The organism is Oscillibacter sp. MSJ-31, from assembly GCF_018918025.1.
In the GTDB taxonomy this organism is placed as follows: Bacteria; Bacillota; Clostridia; order Oscillospirales; family Oscillospiraceae; genus Hominicoprocola.
In genome coordinates, this window is the sequence record NZ_JAHLPT010000014.1 from 40,591 (window position 1) to 59,872 (window position 19,282).

General features: G+C 61.7%; 8 protein-coding genes. 4 read left to right on the top strand and 4 right to left on the bottom strand.

From position 1 onward, the window contains the following. Positions 1 to 24: 24 nt before the first annotated feature. The 3 genes from KQI17_RS09750 to KQI17_RS09760 are packed head-to-tail and all read right to left on the bottom strand — an operon-like array spanning position 25 to position 1,897. Positions 25 to 954, bottom strand: coding sequence for a ParB/RepB/Spo0J family partition protein (locus KQI17_RS09750; protein WP_216495967.1), 930 nt, complete (start codon positions 952 to 954; stop codon positions 25 to 27). A 2-nt stretch (positions 955 to 956) separates the two neighbouring features. After that, positions 957 to 1,727 carry a ParA family protein gene (locus tag KQI17_RS09755; protein ID WP_216495968.1) on the bottom strand — a complete coding sequence of 257 codons (771 nt, stop codon included), beginning with the start codon at positions 1,725 to 1,727 and terminating at the stop codon, positions 957 to 959. Beyond that, positions 1,724 to 1,897: a hypothetical protein gene (locus KQI17_RS09760; protein WP_178821606.1), complete on the bottom strand. Its 174-nt coding sequence runs from the start codon at positions 1,895 to 1,897 to the stop codon at positions 1,724 to 1,726. The genes KQI17_RS09755 and KQI17_RS09760 overlap by 4 nt, the downstream gene beginning before the upstream one ends. Positions 1,898 to 2,249: 352 nt before the next feature. Here KQI17_RS09760 and KQI17_RS09765 point away from each other — a divergent pair, with 352 nt between their 5' ends. The 4 genes from KQI17_RS09765 (at position 2,250) to KQI17_RS09780 (ending at position 15,807) form a co-directional block, all read left to right on the top strand. Further along, on the top strand, positions 2,250 to 11,933 hold the full coding sequence (locus tag KQI17_RS09765; RefSeq protein ID WP_216495969.1) for an InlB B-repeat-containing protein: 9,684 nt from the start codon (positions 2,250 to 2,252) through the stop codon (positions 11,931 to 11,933). A 10-nt stretch (positions 11,934 to 11,943) separates the two neighbouring features. Beyond that, on the top strand, positions 11,944 to 13,395 hold the full coding sequence (locus tag KQI17_RS09770) for a S8 family serine peptidase (protein WP_216495970.1): 1,452 nt from the start codon (positions 11,944 to 11,946) through the stop codon (positions 13,393 to 13,395). A 579-nt stretch (positions 13,396 to 13,974) separates the two neighbouring features. Then, complete coding sequence (locus tag KQI17_RS09775) at positions 13,975 to 14,997, top strand: hypothetical protein (protein WP_216495971.1); 1,023 nt, start codon at positions 13,975 to 13,977, stop codon at positions 14,995 to 14,997. Between the two features lie 12 nt (positions 14,998 to 15,009). Next, positions 15,010 to 15,807, top strand: a complete 798-nt coding sequence (locus KQI17_RS09780; RefSeq protein WP_216495972.1) for a hypothetical protein — start codon at positions 15,010 to 15,012, stop codon at positions 15,805 to 15,807. 108 nt (positions 15,808 to 15,915) lie between these two features. On the opposite strand, the gene KQI17_RS09785 is transcribed toward KQI17_RS09780, so the two are convergent. Next, on the bottom strand, positions 15,916 to 18,447 hold the full coding sequence (locus KQI17_RS09785; protein ID WP_216495973.1) for an S-layer homology domain-containing protein: 2,532 nt from the start codon (positions 18,445 to 18,447) through the stop codon (positions 15,916 to 15,918). Positions 18,448 to 19,282: the final 835 nt, after the last annotated feature.

Below are 19,282 nucleotides of genomic sequence, written 5' to 3' on the forward strand. Positions count from 1 at the left end.
GCAGCTTTTTTTGTGCGAATGGGGTCAGTCGAGGCTGTTTTTGAGGGCTTCGACCGTGCGGCGCAGCTCATCGAGATTGGCAAGGCAGGTATCGAGCTTGCGTTTGGCGGTCGCCTTGTCCGCGTCGTCGAGCTTCAGGGTGCGAAGCTGCGCGGTAGAGCGGCGGATGGCGCGGCCGAAGGAATCGACGCTGCGCAGCGCGTTCGGCGCGGCCTTGGGCGGCGCGGGGGGCAGCTCGGCGGCCTTGGCGTAGGCGATGGCGCGATGGACGAGGACGGGGAAGTCGTCCGTTTCGCCCGCCTTGGCGACGAATTCCTCGACGGCGGGGTAGAGGTGGGCGTTGCTCCTGCGCGCCAGCTCGTAGGCGTCGGTCATGGTCATTTTGCCGCTCTCCGCCCACGCGGTGAGCGTTTCGTCAAGGTTCAGGAGGTCTAAATAGCGCTCGACCGTCGCGCGGGAGAGGTCGGTCTGCTCGGCCATGAGCTCAGACTGCTCCTTGATGTTCGCGGGGAGTTTATTCTCGCTTCTGAGCACCTCGCGCAGCGTTTCGAGCTGGCGGGCCATGTCAAACGGCGAGAGATTGCGCCGGTGCAGGTTCGCGCCCATGAGCGCGCGCAGCTCGGCGAGGGAGTCCTCATAATGGCGCACCTTGCAGGGCACGGTCGTCTTGCCGAGCTTTCGCGCGGCGGCGACGCGGCGGTGGCCGCTGACGATGCGGTATTTGCCCTCGGCCGCGGCGGGGGTGACGATGATGTCCTCAAGGAAGCCGTCCCTTTTGACGCTCTCGACGGTGGAGAGGAACTGCTCGTCCTCCGCCATGGAGAAGCGGTTCATGGGGTTATCCTCGAGGTCGGAAACGCGCAGCTGGCGGACAAACTCGCCGTTGACGGCGCTGGCGGCCTCGGTGGTCTTTTGCAGCGTCCCGAAGATGGACGGAGATTTCTTGCTCGCCATGCTCAGCCCTCCATTCGTTCCAGCATTTCGTCGCACAGCGCGGCGTAGTCCGCCGTCGCGGCGCAGCGGGGGGAGAAGAAGCACAGCGGCTGGAGCGCCAGCGGCGCCTTCTTCACATCGATGTTCTTGCGGATGTAGCTGCGGAACGCCAGCTCCGGCAGCATCTGCGGGAAGGAGGCGATCATCTCCTTATCGAGCGTCGAGCCGGACTCGACGGCGGTCATGAAGATGCCGAGGACGCGGATGTCCGGATTGACCAGCTCGCGCACATTCTGCACCGTCTCGAGCATGACGTTGTAGCCCTCGATGGAGTTTTTATCGACCTTGATGGGGATGAGAATGTACTGCACGGCGACGAGAACATTGATGTTGAACAGGCTCTCGAGCGAGGGCGAGCAGTCGAAGAACACGAAGTCGTAGTCCTGCGGGATCTGCGGGAGCAGACGGCGGAGCGTCATGTCGCGGCCGAAGGGCAGCTCCTGCATGGCGGTGAGCGCGGGGGCGAGCAGCGCGCCGCCGCGGATCACATCGAGGTTTTCGACGCTCGTATGGCAGATGGCGTCGGGAATGCGGCGGTCCTTATCGCAGATGACGTCCGCGAGCGTGGTGGCGGGGATGTCGGTCAGCTCGAGGTTGCTCGTGGCGTTGCCCTGCGTGTCCATGTCCATGATGAGGACCTTTTTGCCGCGCCGGACCAGCTCGCCGGCGAGGTTGATGGCGGAGGTCGTCTTGCCCGTGCCGCCCTTCTGGTTCATGATGGCGACGGTCTTCATTTGCTCTCCGCCCCCTTTCGCTCCAGCTCCTCGACGCTTACGACCTGCTCCATGATGGTGTCGAGCATGAACTGCGTCATGCTCATGCCGAGCTTGGTCGCGGCCAGCTTGATGCGCGTGCGCTCGTCCGGCGTGGCGTAGACGAGCAGCTTGACCTTGGCTTCTTCCACCGAAATTCCCCCTTTGGTGCGGTCAGACCCCATAATTCGACGGGGTTTGACATTATGATGTCATTTCATGGAAAATATTATGACATCATTGCGGCGGCTTGTCAAGAGTAAGCCGGATGTTTTGATGTCAAAAAACGGCGCGGGGGCGGCGGAGCGACGCATTTCAGGGTGCTGATCCCTACATTTCAGGCCGTCCGCAGTCATTTTTTTGCAAAAGAAGGTATACTTTTCCGCGTAAAATCACCGGGAAACCACGGCAAAGTCCCCGGGGACTTTGCTTCTCCCCATCCGGGGAGAAGCAATTACATTGTCAGCAGACGTATCCACACAGAGTTCAGAAGGGAGAAACAGTATGAAGAAACGGATCGTCAGCCTGCTGCTGGTATTCTGCATGGTCATCACGCTCGTACCCGCCAATGTTCTGGCGGACGAGGTGAAGGGCCTTGCGGAGACGACAGCGGGCCAAACCCAGACGGCGGGCACGACGGCGGCAAAGCCGGAGAACCCGTTCGCCGACGTCAAGAGCGGCAGCTGGTATGAGGCGGCGGTTTTGTACGCCCGCGCCAACGGCTTCTTTGACGGGACCAGCGCGACGACCTTCGAGCCGGAAGGCTCGATGACGCGCGCGATGTTCGTCACGGTGCTCGGCCGCATGGCGGGCGTTGAGGCGGCGGACTACGCCGGCGCGACGGACTTCATCGACGTCGCGGAGGGAACCTGGTACGCGCCCTTTGTCAAGTGGGCGGCGCGCTACGGCATCACCACCGGCACCGGAAACGGGAAGTTCTCGCCGGACGGCAGGATCACCCGCGAGGAGATGGCGGTCTTCTTCGTGCGCTATTTTGAGACCTTTGACGCGATGCCGAAGGCCGATACGACGGTCACGACAAAGCCTGCCGACCTTGACGAGGTGTCCTCGTGGGCGCAGGACGCGGTGGGCAAGCTGTGGGCGCTGGGCCTGCTTAACGGCGACGGCGTGAATTTCGCGCCCAAGGATAAGGCGACCCGCGCCCAGACCGCCGCGCTCTGCCAGCGCACGGACAAGGCCGTGGAGACCTGGTACTCCGAGCCGGGCGTGAAGAGTGAGCGCGTGAGCGTCGAGCCGGGCAGCGGACAGGAGAGCGGCGATAAGAAGCCCGAGGAGCAGAAGCCCTCGGGCGGCGGCAGCTCCGGCGGCGGCTCCACGGGCGGCGGCACGACCGTCACGACCCATTATGAGGTCAGCTTCGTGGTCGAGGGCGCTTCGATGCCCAAATCGACCGTCGCCGCGGGTACGCGCATTTCCTCGCTGTCCACCCCAACGGTGGAGGGCAAGGTGTTCCTCGGCTGGTACTACGACAGCGCCCTGACCCGCGCGGCCGGGACGAACGACACCGTGAATCAGGACACGACCCTCTACGCCAAGCTGGGCGAGGTCATGGCGGTCAACGCCAACGAGGCGGAGACGCCCAACTATGTGACCGTGACCGTTCCGGCGGCGAATGTGAGCGGCTACACCTTCGGCATCAGAGGCTATGCCGAGGGCTGCATCGATTCCTTTATCAATGTGACGGCGAACAACGCCGAAATGAAGCAGACGGGCGACACGGCGGAGCCGTACCGCTACACGGTCAGCGGCACGGCCGTTTCGCCGGTGCTGGCGCAGGGCCAGACCTACCGCGTGGAGCTGAAGGCGGATTCCGACGCGCGCTTCGTGGTGGACGGCGCGGAGCAGGCGCCGAGCGTGCGCGTGCTGAACATCGTCACCGAGAAGGGGACGGTGGATCACCTCAAGCTCGCGGACGGCGTGAAGCTTCTTCCCGCGAGCAGCGTGAGCGATATGACCGGCACGGCGCTCGACGGTCTGTTCACCGCCTCCGCCCAGAGCGGCAGTGTGGAGCAGAACGAGAACACCGGCACGTTCCGCTACACCGGCGACGGCCTCGCCGTGGGCGACACCGTCGCCATCTACGAGGGCGCGAGCCCCGACCAGCGCACGATCGCCACCTCCGGCACAAGCGCGGACGGCGCGGTGGCCTACGTGCAGATCACGGCGGCCAGCGGCAATACCTATACCTATAAGACGGCGGATTCCGAGGACGTGCTCTTCACGCCCGACGTGCTGCCGGTGAGCGCGGCTGCGGACAAGGTCGCGGATGACGGCAGCGTGCTCACCGTCGATAAGCTTGACCTGACCTTTACCGACGACAAGTACGCCGACATGGGATTGGATTCCCAGACGACCATCGATGTGGGCGACTATCTGGCACTCTACACCGGCGATACAGCCGAGGGGGCGAGCGGCGCCGTCTACGGACGCATCACCGCGATCCGTGAGATCGAACTGGAGGAGACTGCGTGCTACGAGATCAAGTACGACGCCGTATCGCAGGATGAAGTTTTCGCGGCGATGGATCTCTACAGCACCCGCAATGAGGAGATCGAGCTTTCCTCCGCGCAGAGGGCGGAGATCGAGGCTGACATGGAGCGTCAGGCCATCGAGAGCGGTTTCGTGGAAGAGGCTTCCCAATATCTTGCCGCGCTTGCTATGGAGACCGACGGCTTCCGCGAGCTGAGCGACGATCTGGACATGGACCTCTCGTCCTACTCCATCACCTATGCCGACGGCACGCCGGTGAGCGAGGGCGATATGGCGCTTATGGCGGGCCGCGCGCAGATCACCGAGAAGACGGTCGAGGCGACCGTCGCCGCGGGCTATGTGCTCCAGCACTTTGACGGCAGCAGCGGCGTGCGCGCCGAGCTGGCCATCCGCTTCAAGGTGGACGTGGGCGGCAAGCTCGAGATCGTCGTGCAGGCCATCTTCGAGCAGGAGGTGCTCCTGAGCGTCAACACCAGCGGCGGCGCGATCTGGAAGTGGAAGTGGATCTTCCCTTACATCTATGATTACCAGCTCAACGCCAACATCGACCTCGGCACCTACACCGGCATCGGCATTACCGCCACCGCCAAGACGGTCGGCGGGGAGGACGAGGACTTCGACTGGGCGCCCGTGACCGGAAACAGCGCGGAGAGCAAGATCCTCAACATCGGCCAGCAGATCACCGAGCTGATGGAGAAGAAGGAGGAATTCCTCGGCCAGAAGCTCGTGGACGAGAACGGCGAAGAGATCGAGTGGAGCGGCACCAACGGCGGCAGTCTCGCGGATAAGTATTCCGCGATGATGGAGGACGCCGAGGACAACTGGGTCGAGCTGTTCCGCCGGGAGATCTTCTCCAAGGAGGGGCCGGTCGATAAGCTCCATATCCTCGTTTATGGCATCAGCGCCGATTTCGTGGTCAGCGCCAATGTGTACGTCACGCTCGGCATGACCTTTACCTACAGCACGGCGAAGCGCTACAACTTCTCCCTGCAGCTGTTCCACAAGCAGTCCACGAACCAGACCATTGATCTGGAAGAGCCCAACTACAACTTTGATTTCTACGTCATGGGTACCATCGGCATCCGCGCGGGCGTGGAATTTGAGATCGGGATCGGCCTGTTTTCCCTCCGGCTGGATTCCATCGGCATTACAGCCGAGGCGGGAGCCTACGCGCGGCTGTGGGGCTACTTCTACTACCACCTGAGCTGGACAAAAAGCAGCGGCAAGGACTCCAATGCCTCCGGTGCGATGTTCGTCGAGATCGGTCTTTATCTCAAGATCACGTTCAAGGCGCAGCTCTTCTCAAGCGACAAGCTGACCTATCAGCCGACGCTCTATGAAAACGAGTGGCCGCTGTGGAGCGCGGGCGCGCAGGAGAATGTCTACGGCTTCCTCGACGGGGGAGAGGACTGCAATATCGTGCTCACGGGCCAGCGCTCCACCGGCCTTCCGCAGGACCTGTTCCGCATGAGCTACATGGATATGAAGACGGGCGAGCAGTTCGGCGTGCTGAACGACGAGGGCGCGCTGGAGGATGAGGATAAGCCCGCCAAGCTCTTCGGCGCGTCGAGCTTCACCATCGACATCAGCAACCCGAAGTTCCGCTATGACGGGAATACCAACACCGTCACCGTGACGCCCGGCGACTCCACCGCGGAGTCCTGCGACATCCGGATCCTATGGAAGAACGCCCCGCTGGCGTTCACCGACCGACCGATCAGCCGCACGGTCCACATCGATTGGAGCGATCCGGCCGAGGCGCGCTACATCGCCTTTGATACGCGCGGCGGCAGTCTGGTGTCTGCCCTGTCCCTGCGCGCGGGCGCGGCGGTCCGTCAGCCCGTGAATCCGACCAGACAGGGCTATGACTTCGCCGGCTGGTATACGGACAGAAGCTGCACGACACCGTTCGACTTCCCGTCCACCATGCCGGACTACTACGCGGACAGCAACCACCGGTACAAGGGCATTACGGTCTACGCGAAGTGGACCCCGCGCGACGACACCAAGTACACCGTCGAGCACTATAAGCAGACGGTCGCCGGCGGCTATGAGCTGGCCGCGGAAGACACCCAGACGCTTCTCGGCACGACCGAGGGCATGACCGCGGCGGCAGAGAAGAGCTACACAGGCTTCCAGCTCAAGAAGATCGAGCAGACCACGATCATGCCGGACGGCAGCTCGGTGGCCAAGGTCTACTACGACCGCGAGCTCTATCCGGTCACGTTCGCTTACAACGTGGCGGGGCTGGAGGGCAGCGACATGGTCTACCGCATCCGGTATGAGGGCACAGTCTATCCGCCCCGGCTGACGCTCGGCGGCTATGACTTCGCGGGCTATGAGGACCTGACGCTTGATGAGAGCGGCGGACTGAAGGTCACGCAGGCGCTGCGCTTCAACGCGACCTGGACGCCGCGCACCGACACACCCTACCGCGTGGAATACTACACCCAGAGCGCAGACGGCCGCGGATATCTGCTCCTTGACGGCGAGCACGACATCGTGAGCAAGACCGGTGAAACGGACAAGAGCCTGCCCATCCGCGCTCTGGCGGACGCCCGCGACGGACTGACGCTCGTGCGCGCGAAGGTCAACGGCACAGAGGTCGACAAGACCACGGGCTCTTACACCGTCAGCCGGGACGGCAGGACGGTCGTGAAGCTGTATTATGACCGCGTGCCGGTCATGCTGCACTTTGTGAGCAACGGCGGCAGCGATGCCGCGGATATTACGAAGGGCTTCGGCATGAAGGTCGTCCTGCCGACGCCGGTCAGAGAGGGCTACCGCTTCGACGGCTGGTTCACCGACTCTGCGCTGACGGAGCCGTTTACCGCGCGGGTCATGCCCGACCGGGATACGACCCTCTACGCCAAGTGGACGGCGCTCGGCCAGAGCGTGACCGTGCGCCACAACGTGCTCAAGACCGACGGCAGCGGCTATGAGGTCGCGGAAACCGAGCAGAAGACCGACGTCTGCACAGACGATGTGCTGCCGCTTGCGGAGCTTGTGAACGGCGCTCTGCTGGTTCCGGACGGCATCGAATACCGCGAGGCGAGGGTGGACGGCACGGTGCAGACGAGCTATACCGTTTCCGCAGCGGGCGGAGCCGTTGACCTCTACTATGACCGCGTGCCGCATACCCTGACGTGGGATTTCAACGGCGGCACGGTGGAAAATGACGATTACACAAAGGGCGGCGTTCTCTACGGCACGGCGCTTGTCTTCCCGGCTGTGACGAAGGCGGGCTACGGACTGCGCTGGAGCGCGGAGGAGGGCCTGACCATGCCCGCGCATGACCTGACCATCACCGCGGACTGGGAGGCGGGCGCGCAGACGATGACCGTGCGCCACAACGTGCGCAGAACCGACGGCAACGGCTACGACGCGGTGAAGACCGAGCATAAGAGCGTCCGGACGGAGGAGACGATGACGCTCTACTCCCTTGCAAGCGACACGGTGCTTGTCGAGGGCGGCATCACCTACCGTGAAGCGAGGGTCAACGGCACGGTACAGGAGACCTACACGGTCCCCGCGAGCGGGCTTGCGGACATCGACCTCTATTATGAGCGCGTACCCTATGCGCTGACATGGGTGTTCAACGGCGGCACGGCGGCGAGCAGCGGCTATACGGCGGAGAGCAGCTATGTGGTGTCCTACGATACCGTGATCCTCACGCCCACGCTGGAAAAGACGGGCTACGCCTTTGCCGGCTGGTACACGGACGAAACGTATACCGCGCCGATGAGCGACGGCATGAGGATGCCCGCGCACGACGTGACGCTCTACGCCAAGTGGACGGCAGGCACGGCGACGCCTTACAGGGTTGAATATTACCAGCAGAACGCGGACGACGACGGCTATACGGAGACGGACGCCGCTTCGCTCACCGGCGTGACCGGCGAGCCGGTCACGGCGGCGGAAAAGCGCTATACGGACTTCCATTTCAACGCGGAGAAGTCGACGACCGGCGGCACCGTCGCGGCGGACGGCTCGCTCGTGCTCCGGCTGTACTACGACCGTGACACCTACACCGTGACCTTCCATGGCAACGGCGGTACGCCCGCGGCCGCAGAGGTGACCTTCAAGGTCGGCCAGACCATCCGCACGAGCGAGCCCGTGAACGACGGCTACGCCTTTACGGGGTGGTACACCGAGGCGGCGTGCGAGACCGCGGCCCCGACGGTCATGCCCGCGCAGCCGCTGACGCTGTATGCCGGCTGGAGGGCAGGCGAGGTCAATTATAAGGTCCTGCGCTACGAGATGGACCTGAATGGACAGTATGTGTGCGTGACGGCAGGCGAGGGGACGGTCACCGGCGTGATGGGCAGCAGCCTTGCGCTCGGCACGCTCGCGCCGGGCAAGGAGGGCTTCACCTTTGTCCGTGCCACCAATACCCTTTCCGGCGGCGTGGAAACGGAGATCTCCGCGGAAAGCGTTTCCGTGGCCAAGGGCATGACCGTGAAGCTCTACTACAGCCGCAACAAGTACACCATCCAGTGGGATCTTGCGGGCGGAACGGCGGAGAACGAGGGCAGCTACACCACGGGCGAGGTCTACTACGGCACGCCCATCGTCCAGCCTGCGAATCCCAAGCGCTTCGCCTATACGCACAGCGGCTGGAAGGATAAGACCTCCGGCACTGCGGCCGAGGCGATCCCCGAGACCATGCCCGCACGGAACCTCTCCTACGGCTTGAGCTGGACGAGGGGCGACGCCACCTACGAGCTGCAGGTCTTCTTCATGGATCTGCAGGGACAGTACCCGGGCGAGCCGGATATGACCAGAACGGTGAGGGGGACGACGCCCAACACGGCGATTGACCTGACCAAGATAACGGAGAGCAGCATCTACAGCTACCTGAGTGAGGCGATGCCGGAAATGGGAGTGGCGCTGAGCGAGGGCGGATTTGCGTTTGAGCGCGCGACGGCAAACGGCGAGGCATGGCCGGAAAGCCTGATCTTTGACCACGACGGCATTACCGTCCAGCTCTACTATGAGCGCTGCCAGTTTAACCTGACATGGGACCTTGAACCTCTCGGCAAGGCAGATCCGAGTACGCCGTTTACCGGCGGCGCTAACCGTGCGGAGCCGGTCTACTACGGTACGCCCATCGTTGCGCCGAAGGCGGAGCGGACAGGGTATTCCCTCAACTGCTGGTTCGACCCGGGGACCAATAAGTCGGTAGACCTTGAAGGCATGACCATGCCTGCGAAGGATCTGACTTACAAAGTCGAATGGAAAACGAACAAGTATACCATCTCCTTTGACTTTGCCGGCGGCCATGTGAGCGGCAAGCCCGGGACGACCAGCCTCGCATCGGTCAATAAGGAGTATGATTCCACCTACAAGATTCCGGTTTATGTGAGCAGGGATGGCTACGACTTCGTTTGCTGGCGCGATCAGGACGGAACGGAATATCAGGCGGCCGGATCGGTCACGGTCCCTGCGAAGGACCTGACGCTCACGGCGGTCTGGACGCCTCTGCAGCGGGCGATTCAGTTCCAGGAGGAAGACGGCACGGCGGCCGCCGGCTGGAAGCTGGCAGACGGGACCGATTACCCTGAGGTCATTTATCTCTATGAAACCGGCGCGGAGGTCCCCGCACCCGTGAGGACCGGCTACCACCTTGCCGGTTGGTACGCCAACGGCGGCACGGAGCTGCTGAAGCCGGACAGCGACGGCGTGCTGCGCCTTGCCAGCGGCAATGCGGATTACGCCATTGAGCTGACGCTCAAGGCGGCATGGGAAGCGAATTCGTACAGCATCCGCTTCGACGCCAACGGCGGCGCGGGGACGATGCCCGAGCAAGACGCTGTCTACGATATGGAGTCTGCGCTGACGGGCAACACCTTTGAGAAGAAAAACTATTCCTTCAAGGAATGGAACACCGAGAAGAACGGCGGCGGCACGGCCTATGCAGACGGAGCGAACGTCCTCAATCTGACCGCGGAGAACGGCGGAACGGTCACGCTCTACGCGCAGTGGGAGCCTACTGTGTACACGGTCACCTATGAGCTGAACGGCGGTACGGCGGGCGACGGCTGCCCGGCGACGTATACCGTGGAAAGCGAAACGGCCACGCTCGGCAACCCCACCAAGGAGAACTGCAACTTCATGGGCTGGTATACGACCGCGGACTTCGCCGAAGGGACGCAGATCACGGAGCTGCCCGGCGACCATACCGAGAACCTGAAGCTCTACGCCAAGTGGGAACATCTGGTGTGGAACATCAGCTACGAGCTTGGCGAGGTTGGAAGCGTCGATAATAACCCCAATCCGACCACGGTGAACCAGGGCGAGTCCTTCACGCTGATGCCTCTGTCCAAGACGGGCTGGAAGTTCCTGGGCTGGGCGCTGAGCGAGGGAAGCACGGCGATCGACGGTTCGACGGACAAAGCAGGCGTTTCGTATAGACCGACCGGCAACACGACGCTCTACGCGCTTTGGGAGCACCCCACCTATACGGTCACGTTCAAAGGGGGTACTGAGACCACCGATACCTATGAGACGTTGACGAAGTTTTATGGTGAGATTGTGAAGCTGCCGACGCCGCGAACGACCAATTCCGCACTGGAGTTTGCGGGCTGGAGGGATGCGCTTACTGGCAGGGAATATGATCCGAGCACGAATGATTATTCGGTGCCGGAGCGTAATGCCACGCTGCAGGCGGTATGGCGCCTGAAGGGCGAGATCAAAACGACGGAGGAATTCCTCGCGCTTGCGACGGCATGCAGCGGAAGCAGTGGCAGAAAGTACAAGAGGAATACGAAGCGCATCTGCGTAAAGAACGACATCGAGGTCCCGGCGGGAACGCAGCTTGACCTGAGCGACTTCACGGGCGAGATCACCTCCGGCTCCGAGACCGCCCAGACAACGATCACCATGACCGGCACGGAAAACTATAAGCCGCTGTTTGGCAACGAGATCTCCTGCAAGATCTATAACATCAACATCGCGTTCGAGAACGCAAGCGTCACGGCAGACGGTATGTACACCAGCGGCAACAACTACTCCTTCTGGGGCGTCTTTGGCGGCACGCTCGAGACTGGAGGCATCCTGAGGGGCTGCACGGTGAACGGACGCGGCAGCAAGAGCGTTACCATCAGCCTTGTGAAGGACGCGTACGAATACGTCGGCGGACTGGTGGGCAGCAACGGCGGTACCATCCAGAACTGCGGCGTGGGCGCGGACACGGCGCATCCCGTGAAGCTGATCGTCAATAACAACCGGAGCGGAGACCTCGATGTGGGCGGTCTTGCGGGCTACAACAGCGTCGAAGGCGGCTTGATCCTGTACGATCAAAACGAGGTCCAGATCAACGAGAATGGCAGCACGAAGCTGACGGTGAGCATGGAGCTGACCGTAGCGGGAATACGGCTCGCGCTGCATGCCGGCGGAATTGCCGGCTATGTCAACCGGAGCAGCATCGAGTTCCGGGACGGCTCGGACGTTGCAGTGTATTTTGCCCACGAGAACCAGACGGGCAAGTCCTACGCCGGCGACGCCGTGGGCGCCTTGGTGGGCTATCTGTACGGAGACAAAGTCGGAGGAAGCAAGGGCAGGCTCACCATCGCCGCCGGCGCGTCTCTGACGCACACGGTGGGCAGCGGCGTGAGCGCGAGTCGCTGTGGCGAGGTCACCAATGGCGCCATTGTCTCGGACCTCCGCAAGCCCTGACCGGACGCCCATGAGAAGATTTCTTGTCCTACTGATTACCCTGATGCTCCTCGCCTCCGCCGCGCAAGCGGCGGAGGCCGGGGAGCCGCGCGCTTTTGCGGGGGAGAGCACAGACGCGGCGCGGACCGAGGCACGGACGGAGACTGCCGCGCAGAGTGAGACCGCCGCGGAGACCGCCCCCTTGCGCGTGGCGGTCATCGACAGCGGCATCTCCACCGGAGCGGTGAGCGCGGAGCGCATCGCCGCGGGGTACAACTACATCCGCCCGCAGGACGGCACCGAGGATAAGCTCGGCCACGGCACGGCGGTCGCCGCCATCATTGCGGGCAGCGAAAAGGCCCGCGTCACGGGCATCTGTCCCACGGCGGCACTCGTGCCGCTGGTGTACTGCTCGGCGGACGAGGACGCTCGCGAGGTCAGCGGCGGAACCGCCATGACTGCGCAGACTGTCTACGATGCGGTGGACGTGTACGGCTGCCGCATCATCAACATTTCCTCCGGCACGGCCGCCGACAGCAAGACCCTCCGCGACGCGGTGGACTACGCCGCCTCGCGCGGCGCGCTGGTCGTCGCCAGCGCGGGCAACGCGGGCCGGACCGACCCCGACGCGGTGTACTACCCGGGCGGGTACGAGAGCGTGCTGTGCGTCGGCGCGTGCAATGCCGACGGCAGCCTCGCGGACTTCACGCAGCGCGGCGAAACGGTCGACCTGCTCGCGCGGGGCGCGGATCTGCGCCTTGCGAGCATTCGCGGCACGCGCATCCGCGGCGAGGGGACGAGCTTCGCCGCGGCGGTCGTGAGCGGCACGGCGGCGCAGCTGTGGACGCTGCACCCCGAATGGACGGCGGACGAGGTGTGCGCGGCGCTGTTCAACACGGCGCAGGCCGTCGACGGCTGGCGCGTGCTCGACCCGCAGCGGACGCTCGCGGTCTGTACCGCGGCGTTTTCAGACGTGAGCGAGGGCGCGTGGTATTCCGACGCCGTCCGCTGGGCGGCGGAGCACGGCATCGCGCAGTCCGGCACGGGGCGCTTCGCGCCCGACGCGCCCTGCACCCGCGCGGAGATGGTGACGTTCCTCTACCGCGCGGCGGGCAGTCCCAAAACGGCGCGGACGGAGAACGGGTTTGCCGACGTGAGCGCGGGCGGCGCGCTTGAGCGCGCTGTGTGCTGGGCAGTCGAGCGCGGCGTGACCAACGGCACGGACGCGGCGCACTTCTCACCCGATGAGACCTGCACCCGCGCGCAGGCGGCGGCCTTTCTGCACCGCGCGCTCGGCCTGCCCGAGGGGCAGGGGGACGCGGCGTTTTCCGACGTGCGCGCGGGCGCGTGGTACGCTGAAGCCGTTCGCTGGGCGGTCGGCGCGGGCGTGACCAACGGCGTGGGAGAGGGGCGCTTCGCGCCCGACGCGCCCTGCACCCGCGCGCAGATCGTGACGTTCCTTTGGCGCTCGTACAACGGATAAACAGGGAATCGGAGAAAATAACAGGAAGTGAGGCGGCATAGAGCCGCCTCACTTATTTTTATGTCGAAGCGCCATAAACCATGAACGGGTAAACCGATATAAGTAAGATACTGGTGATATGTTGACAGCCGTCGGTGCCATATGATAAGATAGCCATAGACAGGTTTGCATCACAAGAAGCCGAAGCAGGTGCGATACGCCTGTGTGGCGCGCGGGCTTGCCACAGTAGCCAATGCGAAACGGAAGGCGCGCCATGGACCCGGCAGGAGTAATCTCTTTGAAAGTGCCGGTAAGTAAAATGTATCATGTTCCTGTCCACCCTGTGATAGCAGCCGGAATGCTGTAGATTTTCCGGAGAGCGCGCCCTCTGCAATGGCGCCGACAGGCCCTGACTGCCGTGGAAGTTAAGAAACAGGGCTGCACACATAAGCAGAAAAAAGTGTCGGGGGCGACCCCAAAACGGTCACACACGAGACCTTAAAAAGTGTATTTGCCGATCGCCGAGTCTCCGCGCGGAGCTGGCAGGAGGCGGCGCAGCTTGAACATAAATGGACAGACAAACGGACAGGAGGGAGCCGGATGGGGCGGAAGAACAAAACCTATTACAAGGATCTGCACCAGCAGGCCTATGATCGGCTGACCGAGATGCTGGCCTTCGGCGAGAGCAAAAAGGAAGCCGTGGCCGAAGGCACGGAAAAGGATAAGATCTTCTCGGTAAATACATATAAGAGCTACTGGAAGCACATCAAATATTTCCTTCGCTTTATCAAGCAGAAGCATCCGGAGTGTACGACGCTCAAAGGCGCGAAAAAGTATGTCAACGAATGGCTTCAGAGCAGAGCGGATGAGGAGCTTTCCGCGTGGACGGTGCAGCTGGAGGCGAAGGCGCTCGGCAAGCTTTACGGGATCGAGCCGGACGATGAGGACTATTTCAAGCCGCCCAAGCGGAATCGGGAGGACATCAAGCGCAGCCGCAGCGACTGCGTGCGCGACGAACACTTTTCGAAGACGAACAACGACGAGCTGATCAAGTTCTGCCGCGGGACGGGGCTGCGCCGCCGCGAGCTGGGAGAGCTTCGCGGAAAGGACCTCGTGCGCTGTGAGCAGATCGCGGCGGATGCCGCGCAGCTGGAGCAGATTCCGGAGGAGGAGCGCGCGCCGAGCGTCACAAAGCGGCTGGAAATGCTGCGGGACGCGATGCTTTTCCCGCAGGAGTGGTTCGTTCATGTCCGCAACGGCAAGGGCGGACGGGAGCGGCTCAGCCCGATCATCGGAAAAAACGCGGCGCAGATCGTGGAGCGGATCGTCGACACGCCCGCGGAGGAGAAGGTGTGGCAGCACATCCATACGAGTGCCGACATTCACGCTTACCGCGCGGAATACGCCACGGCGATCTATAAGGCCTACGCCCGGCCGATCGGGGAGATCCCCTACGACCGGGTGAACAAGGGGACGGGAAAGCGGTTTCAGGGCGATGTCTACACCTGCCGGAAGGACGAGGCGGGGAAGAAGCTGGACAAGGCGGCGATGCTCTTATGCAGCAAGGCGCTGGGGCATAACCGCATCAGCGTGGTGGCGGATAACTATATCCGCGGACTGTAGGGGAGGCTTGAAATGACCCAATTTGTGCGGAAAACGCTGCTGGGCGGATTTGCCGAGGTCCCGGGAGGACAGAGCGATCCGGAGTGCAGCCATGTGCTGATGGAGCGAGCGGATTACGACGGCTTGTGCCGCTGTGTCTCCGACGCGAGGCAGGAAGCCATGCGGATAAGAAACGAGGGAGACAACGCGCTTGCAATGGCAAACCGGAGCGCGCGGGAGGCGCTGGCACAGGCGGAAAAAGAGGCCGGGGAACGCCTGCAGGCGCTCCGGCAGGAGCTGGAGGCAGAGAAGGACGAGAGCGCGTATCAGCGGGCGCTGAATGCCAACCTGCTGCGGATCAACCGCGAGCGCGCCAACGCGGAGCGCGGTTTGAGGCCGAAAAAGACGAGGCCGGGGTACATCGTACTCTATTCGGAGGAAAAGGACTATCCGTATCGGGACGGAAGGAAGCTCATTAAGGTGAAAATGTGGGAGACCACTTTGCAGAGTCCGTATCCGACCGGACTTGCGGAGACAGCGGCGAGACGGCAGCTTGAGGAGGATCTGTTTTCGGAGGAGAACGAGTGGCTGAGCGCGGCGATCGGCATCACGGGCCGCTATTTGGACGATTATGAGAAAATGCGGGCGGAAAAGCACCTGAACCCCAACGATCCCTTCTTTCAGGGGAACATCGCCCTTGCCACGCTGCAGCGGCTGAAGCGGAATTTCCGCTCCGGCTACTGGGAGGTGTCGCTCCTGCACACGAAGCCGCTGGGAGACATTCCGGAGGAGCTTCTGCCGGAACGGAAGAAGACCACGCGGGAGACGTGATAGGGACGGCTGCGAGCATCAAAAGGAAGAAAAAGCCCCCGCCCCGCTCGAAAGAGCGGGGCGGGGGTGTTTTGTTATTACATCATGCGGTATTTCCCTTGCGGAAAATTACTTCTGGATGATGTAGATGGTGTCGATGGCGATCTTCTTCGCAGTGCCGTCAGCAGCGTTCTTGTCAACGACCTTGACGTAGACGACATCGTCCTTGCTGGCGGAGGTGATGGAGCCGGAAACGAGCTCGCCGTCGGAGTCGATCACGACGACCTTCTCGGTGCCGTCATAGGTGTAGGTCGTGGCATTGGTGACCAGCAGGCCGTTCTTGGCGGCGGTGGTAACGGTGCTCTTGACAAAGTCGGTACCGGCAGCACCCTGCAGGGTAGACTTGGTGACATAGCCGCTGCCGTCGAACTCGACCGTGTACAGATAGCCCTTGGACATCTTGACATCGCCGGTATTATCGAAGATGACTTCCTCGGACTTGATGGTGGTCTTCTCGCTGTTCAGGATACCCTCGACAGCGTAGACGAGGTTATCATCGGACGCATTGCCCGTAACGGTAACGTCATCGGAAATGGCGTAGAACGCGTCGGTCTTGGTCACAGCGCCGGAGACGGTCTTGCCAACGGCGTCGACATAGACGAAGACGACCTTGCCGTCATCGGTGGCGTAGGAGACCGGAGTAGAGGTGACGGTGGGCATCGCCTTGTAGCCGGTGTAGGCGGTGAACTTGGCGTTGGTGTCGGTAGTGCCGCTCTTAACAACAACAACGGTCTCGCTGTTGATCGCATCACTGCCGGACAGCGTGGGAACGCCGGAGGTCAGCGCAATGCTGGTGGGATTGGTGCCAACGAACTTGAGGGTGTACTCATCGTTCTTGACGGTGTAGGTGACGACCTTGTTCTCGAACGCGGTGTTCTTGGCCTTGTTGGTGTTCATGCTGGTGCCAACCACAGCGCTGGTACCATCGGTCAGGGCAGTATAGTCCTTGATCTTCTTGCTGTCGATCTTGGTGACCTTGACGGTCTTGGTGCTGCCGTCCGCGAAGACGAGCTTAGCCTCGGCATACTGGTTGGAGCCGGTGCCGGAAGCGCCCATCAGAGCGATGAGGTCGATAACGGCATAGTTCTTCTCCTCAGCAATGGCGCTGGTCTTAACGACAAAGCCAAACTGGTCGAGGTAGTAATTGTTGTCGCTGGTCTTGTTGGCAAAGTCAGTCATCGCAACGTTATTGCTGCTGTCCTTAGCAACGCCGAGAGCGACGGAGTAAGCAGTGCCGGAGACCGTGATCTTGTCACTGGTTTTCTGAGTCTGCGTACCAACGACCTTGGTGGTGGGATAGATGTGCTGGACATAGGGATCCGCAGAAGTACCGGCACCGGTGGTGGTGAAGGTCACGATGTCATCCTCAGCGACCTTACCATAAACCTTAACGGTATCGGTGTTCTTATCGTCATCGGCCCAATCCTTGGCAGTAATGTCGCTGCCACCATAGCTGAGAGTGTAGGTCACGTCGCCGGCCTTGTTGGTGGAGATATCAGTGATCTCAGCAACAGCGTACTCAATCTCAACCGCGGTTGCGTTGATGACCTTGTTGTCCTTATCACCATAAAGCTCAACGACCTTGCCGTTAGCGGTATCGTTAGCATAAGCAGCAATGTCGGACTCGGCAGTAATCTTGTTGGCGGAAGCAACAGAGCCAATGTACCAACCCTTGAGATCCTTCAGCATGTTCTTGGCAGAGGTCTCAGCGGTATAGGTGAACAGAGCGGTCTTGGCAACGGTGTAGACGTCATCGTTCGTCTTGTAGGTCCACTTGTAATCCAGAGGACGGTTGAACTCATCAACGGTGACAGAGGTGTCCTTCTTGAGGTCGCCCTTGTAGAGCTTCTCACCGAGCTGGACGCTCTGCTTGGTCACAGGAGTGGTGCCATTAGCCTGATACTCAGTCTTGATAGCCTTGCCGTAGGATTCCTCGGTGGTGACAGCCTGAGCCTTCTTGGCGCCGGTGACGATGGTAACATCGCCCGCGGTGATGGTGCTGCCCTTCTCGTCATACTCAACGGTGGTGGCCTTGAGGGCGTTCAGACCGTACTGGGCGGCCTCCTCACGGGTCAGGGCGGCAGAGCCGAGCTTGCTGGTGCCCTTGCTGAGGGAGTTGCTCTCCATCAGCTTGGCGACCTTGATGGTCCAGGAAGCGCCGGTCATCTCTTCGATGGTGGCGTCATAACCCAGAGCGCAGAGGAGCATCTTGCCGAACTGATAGCCGGTGACCTTCTCGTCGGGAGCGAACTTGTTGTCGCCCACACCGGAGACATAACCAGCGTCAGCGCAGTACGCAACGTACTTCGCAGCCCAGTTGTTGGCGGACAGGTCGGAGAAGACCTGAACGGCAGGCAGAGCCTCGGCGACATCCTTGCCCAGGTCGAGGTAAGCAATGATCTTGCAGGCCTGCGCACGGGTCAGGGTGTCGGTGGCGCCGAATTCGCCGTTGTCATAACCGGCGAGGACGCCAACGGCGGCCATAACGTCGACAGCTTCCTTGTTGCTGATCTTGTCAGCATCCTTGAAAGCCGCGTTGCTGATGGTGACGAGGGACATGGTCATGACCAGCGCCAGCACCAGAGCGAGTAACTTTTTCATATAGTGTTACTCTCCTTTCTGAAATTTCCGCTCGCCGGTTCCATTTTTTTCGCTGTCGCAGCGCCGTTTCCGGCGGTTTCGGCGCGGCCCTCGCGAAAGGGAAGCCCCCTTTCGCTTTGTGCAGCAAGCTGAAAAAACCGAAAATTGCGCCATTTCGGCGATACCATATCCCCAGCATCCGGGACAGGAAAAAGCCGCAAAGCGCCCGCGCAGCAGGCGTTTCGCGGCCTTTTGACATTCGAAAGGGGGTAGCCCTCCGGGTGGACGGCGCAGAGGGGTAAAAAACCAGTAAGCCCTTGTGCCACGGGCGTTTCGGCGGGTAGACATCGGGTAGACATCGACGATTTTGAGGGAGTCCGTTGGACATTTGAAACAAAAACGACCGATTTTGCGGCAGTACGGCGGAACGCCCGGCCTTGAAACGATCAGTCTCTTGCTGCGGCGGGGTATACATATTATATACAAGAGTATCGTCTGCGGCTGTTTTCGACCGAATCGGGAATTCTTCCCTTGCTTGTAACAGGATTTCGGAAATATTACAGGATTATTACGATTTGCCTAAAGCCATTGACGCGGGAAAAAGCGGGGTGTAAGATAAGCGTGCAAATGAAGGTGGGCAGGGTAGGTTCCCGGTTCAGTTACGGGAACGGCATGCCACGGTAAGTGGATCGAGAAATGCCTGAAACATCCGAGTTTGCAATACAAATCCGACTCAATGGGGATATGGTATCGCCATGCCGGAGGAGCTTCGGCCTGCTTTCGGCGTTGTGAACAATTGCGGAGTTCGTCCTCACCTTTGGAAGCGGCGCGGGAGACGGCGGAAAGGGCCGCCGGC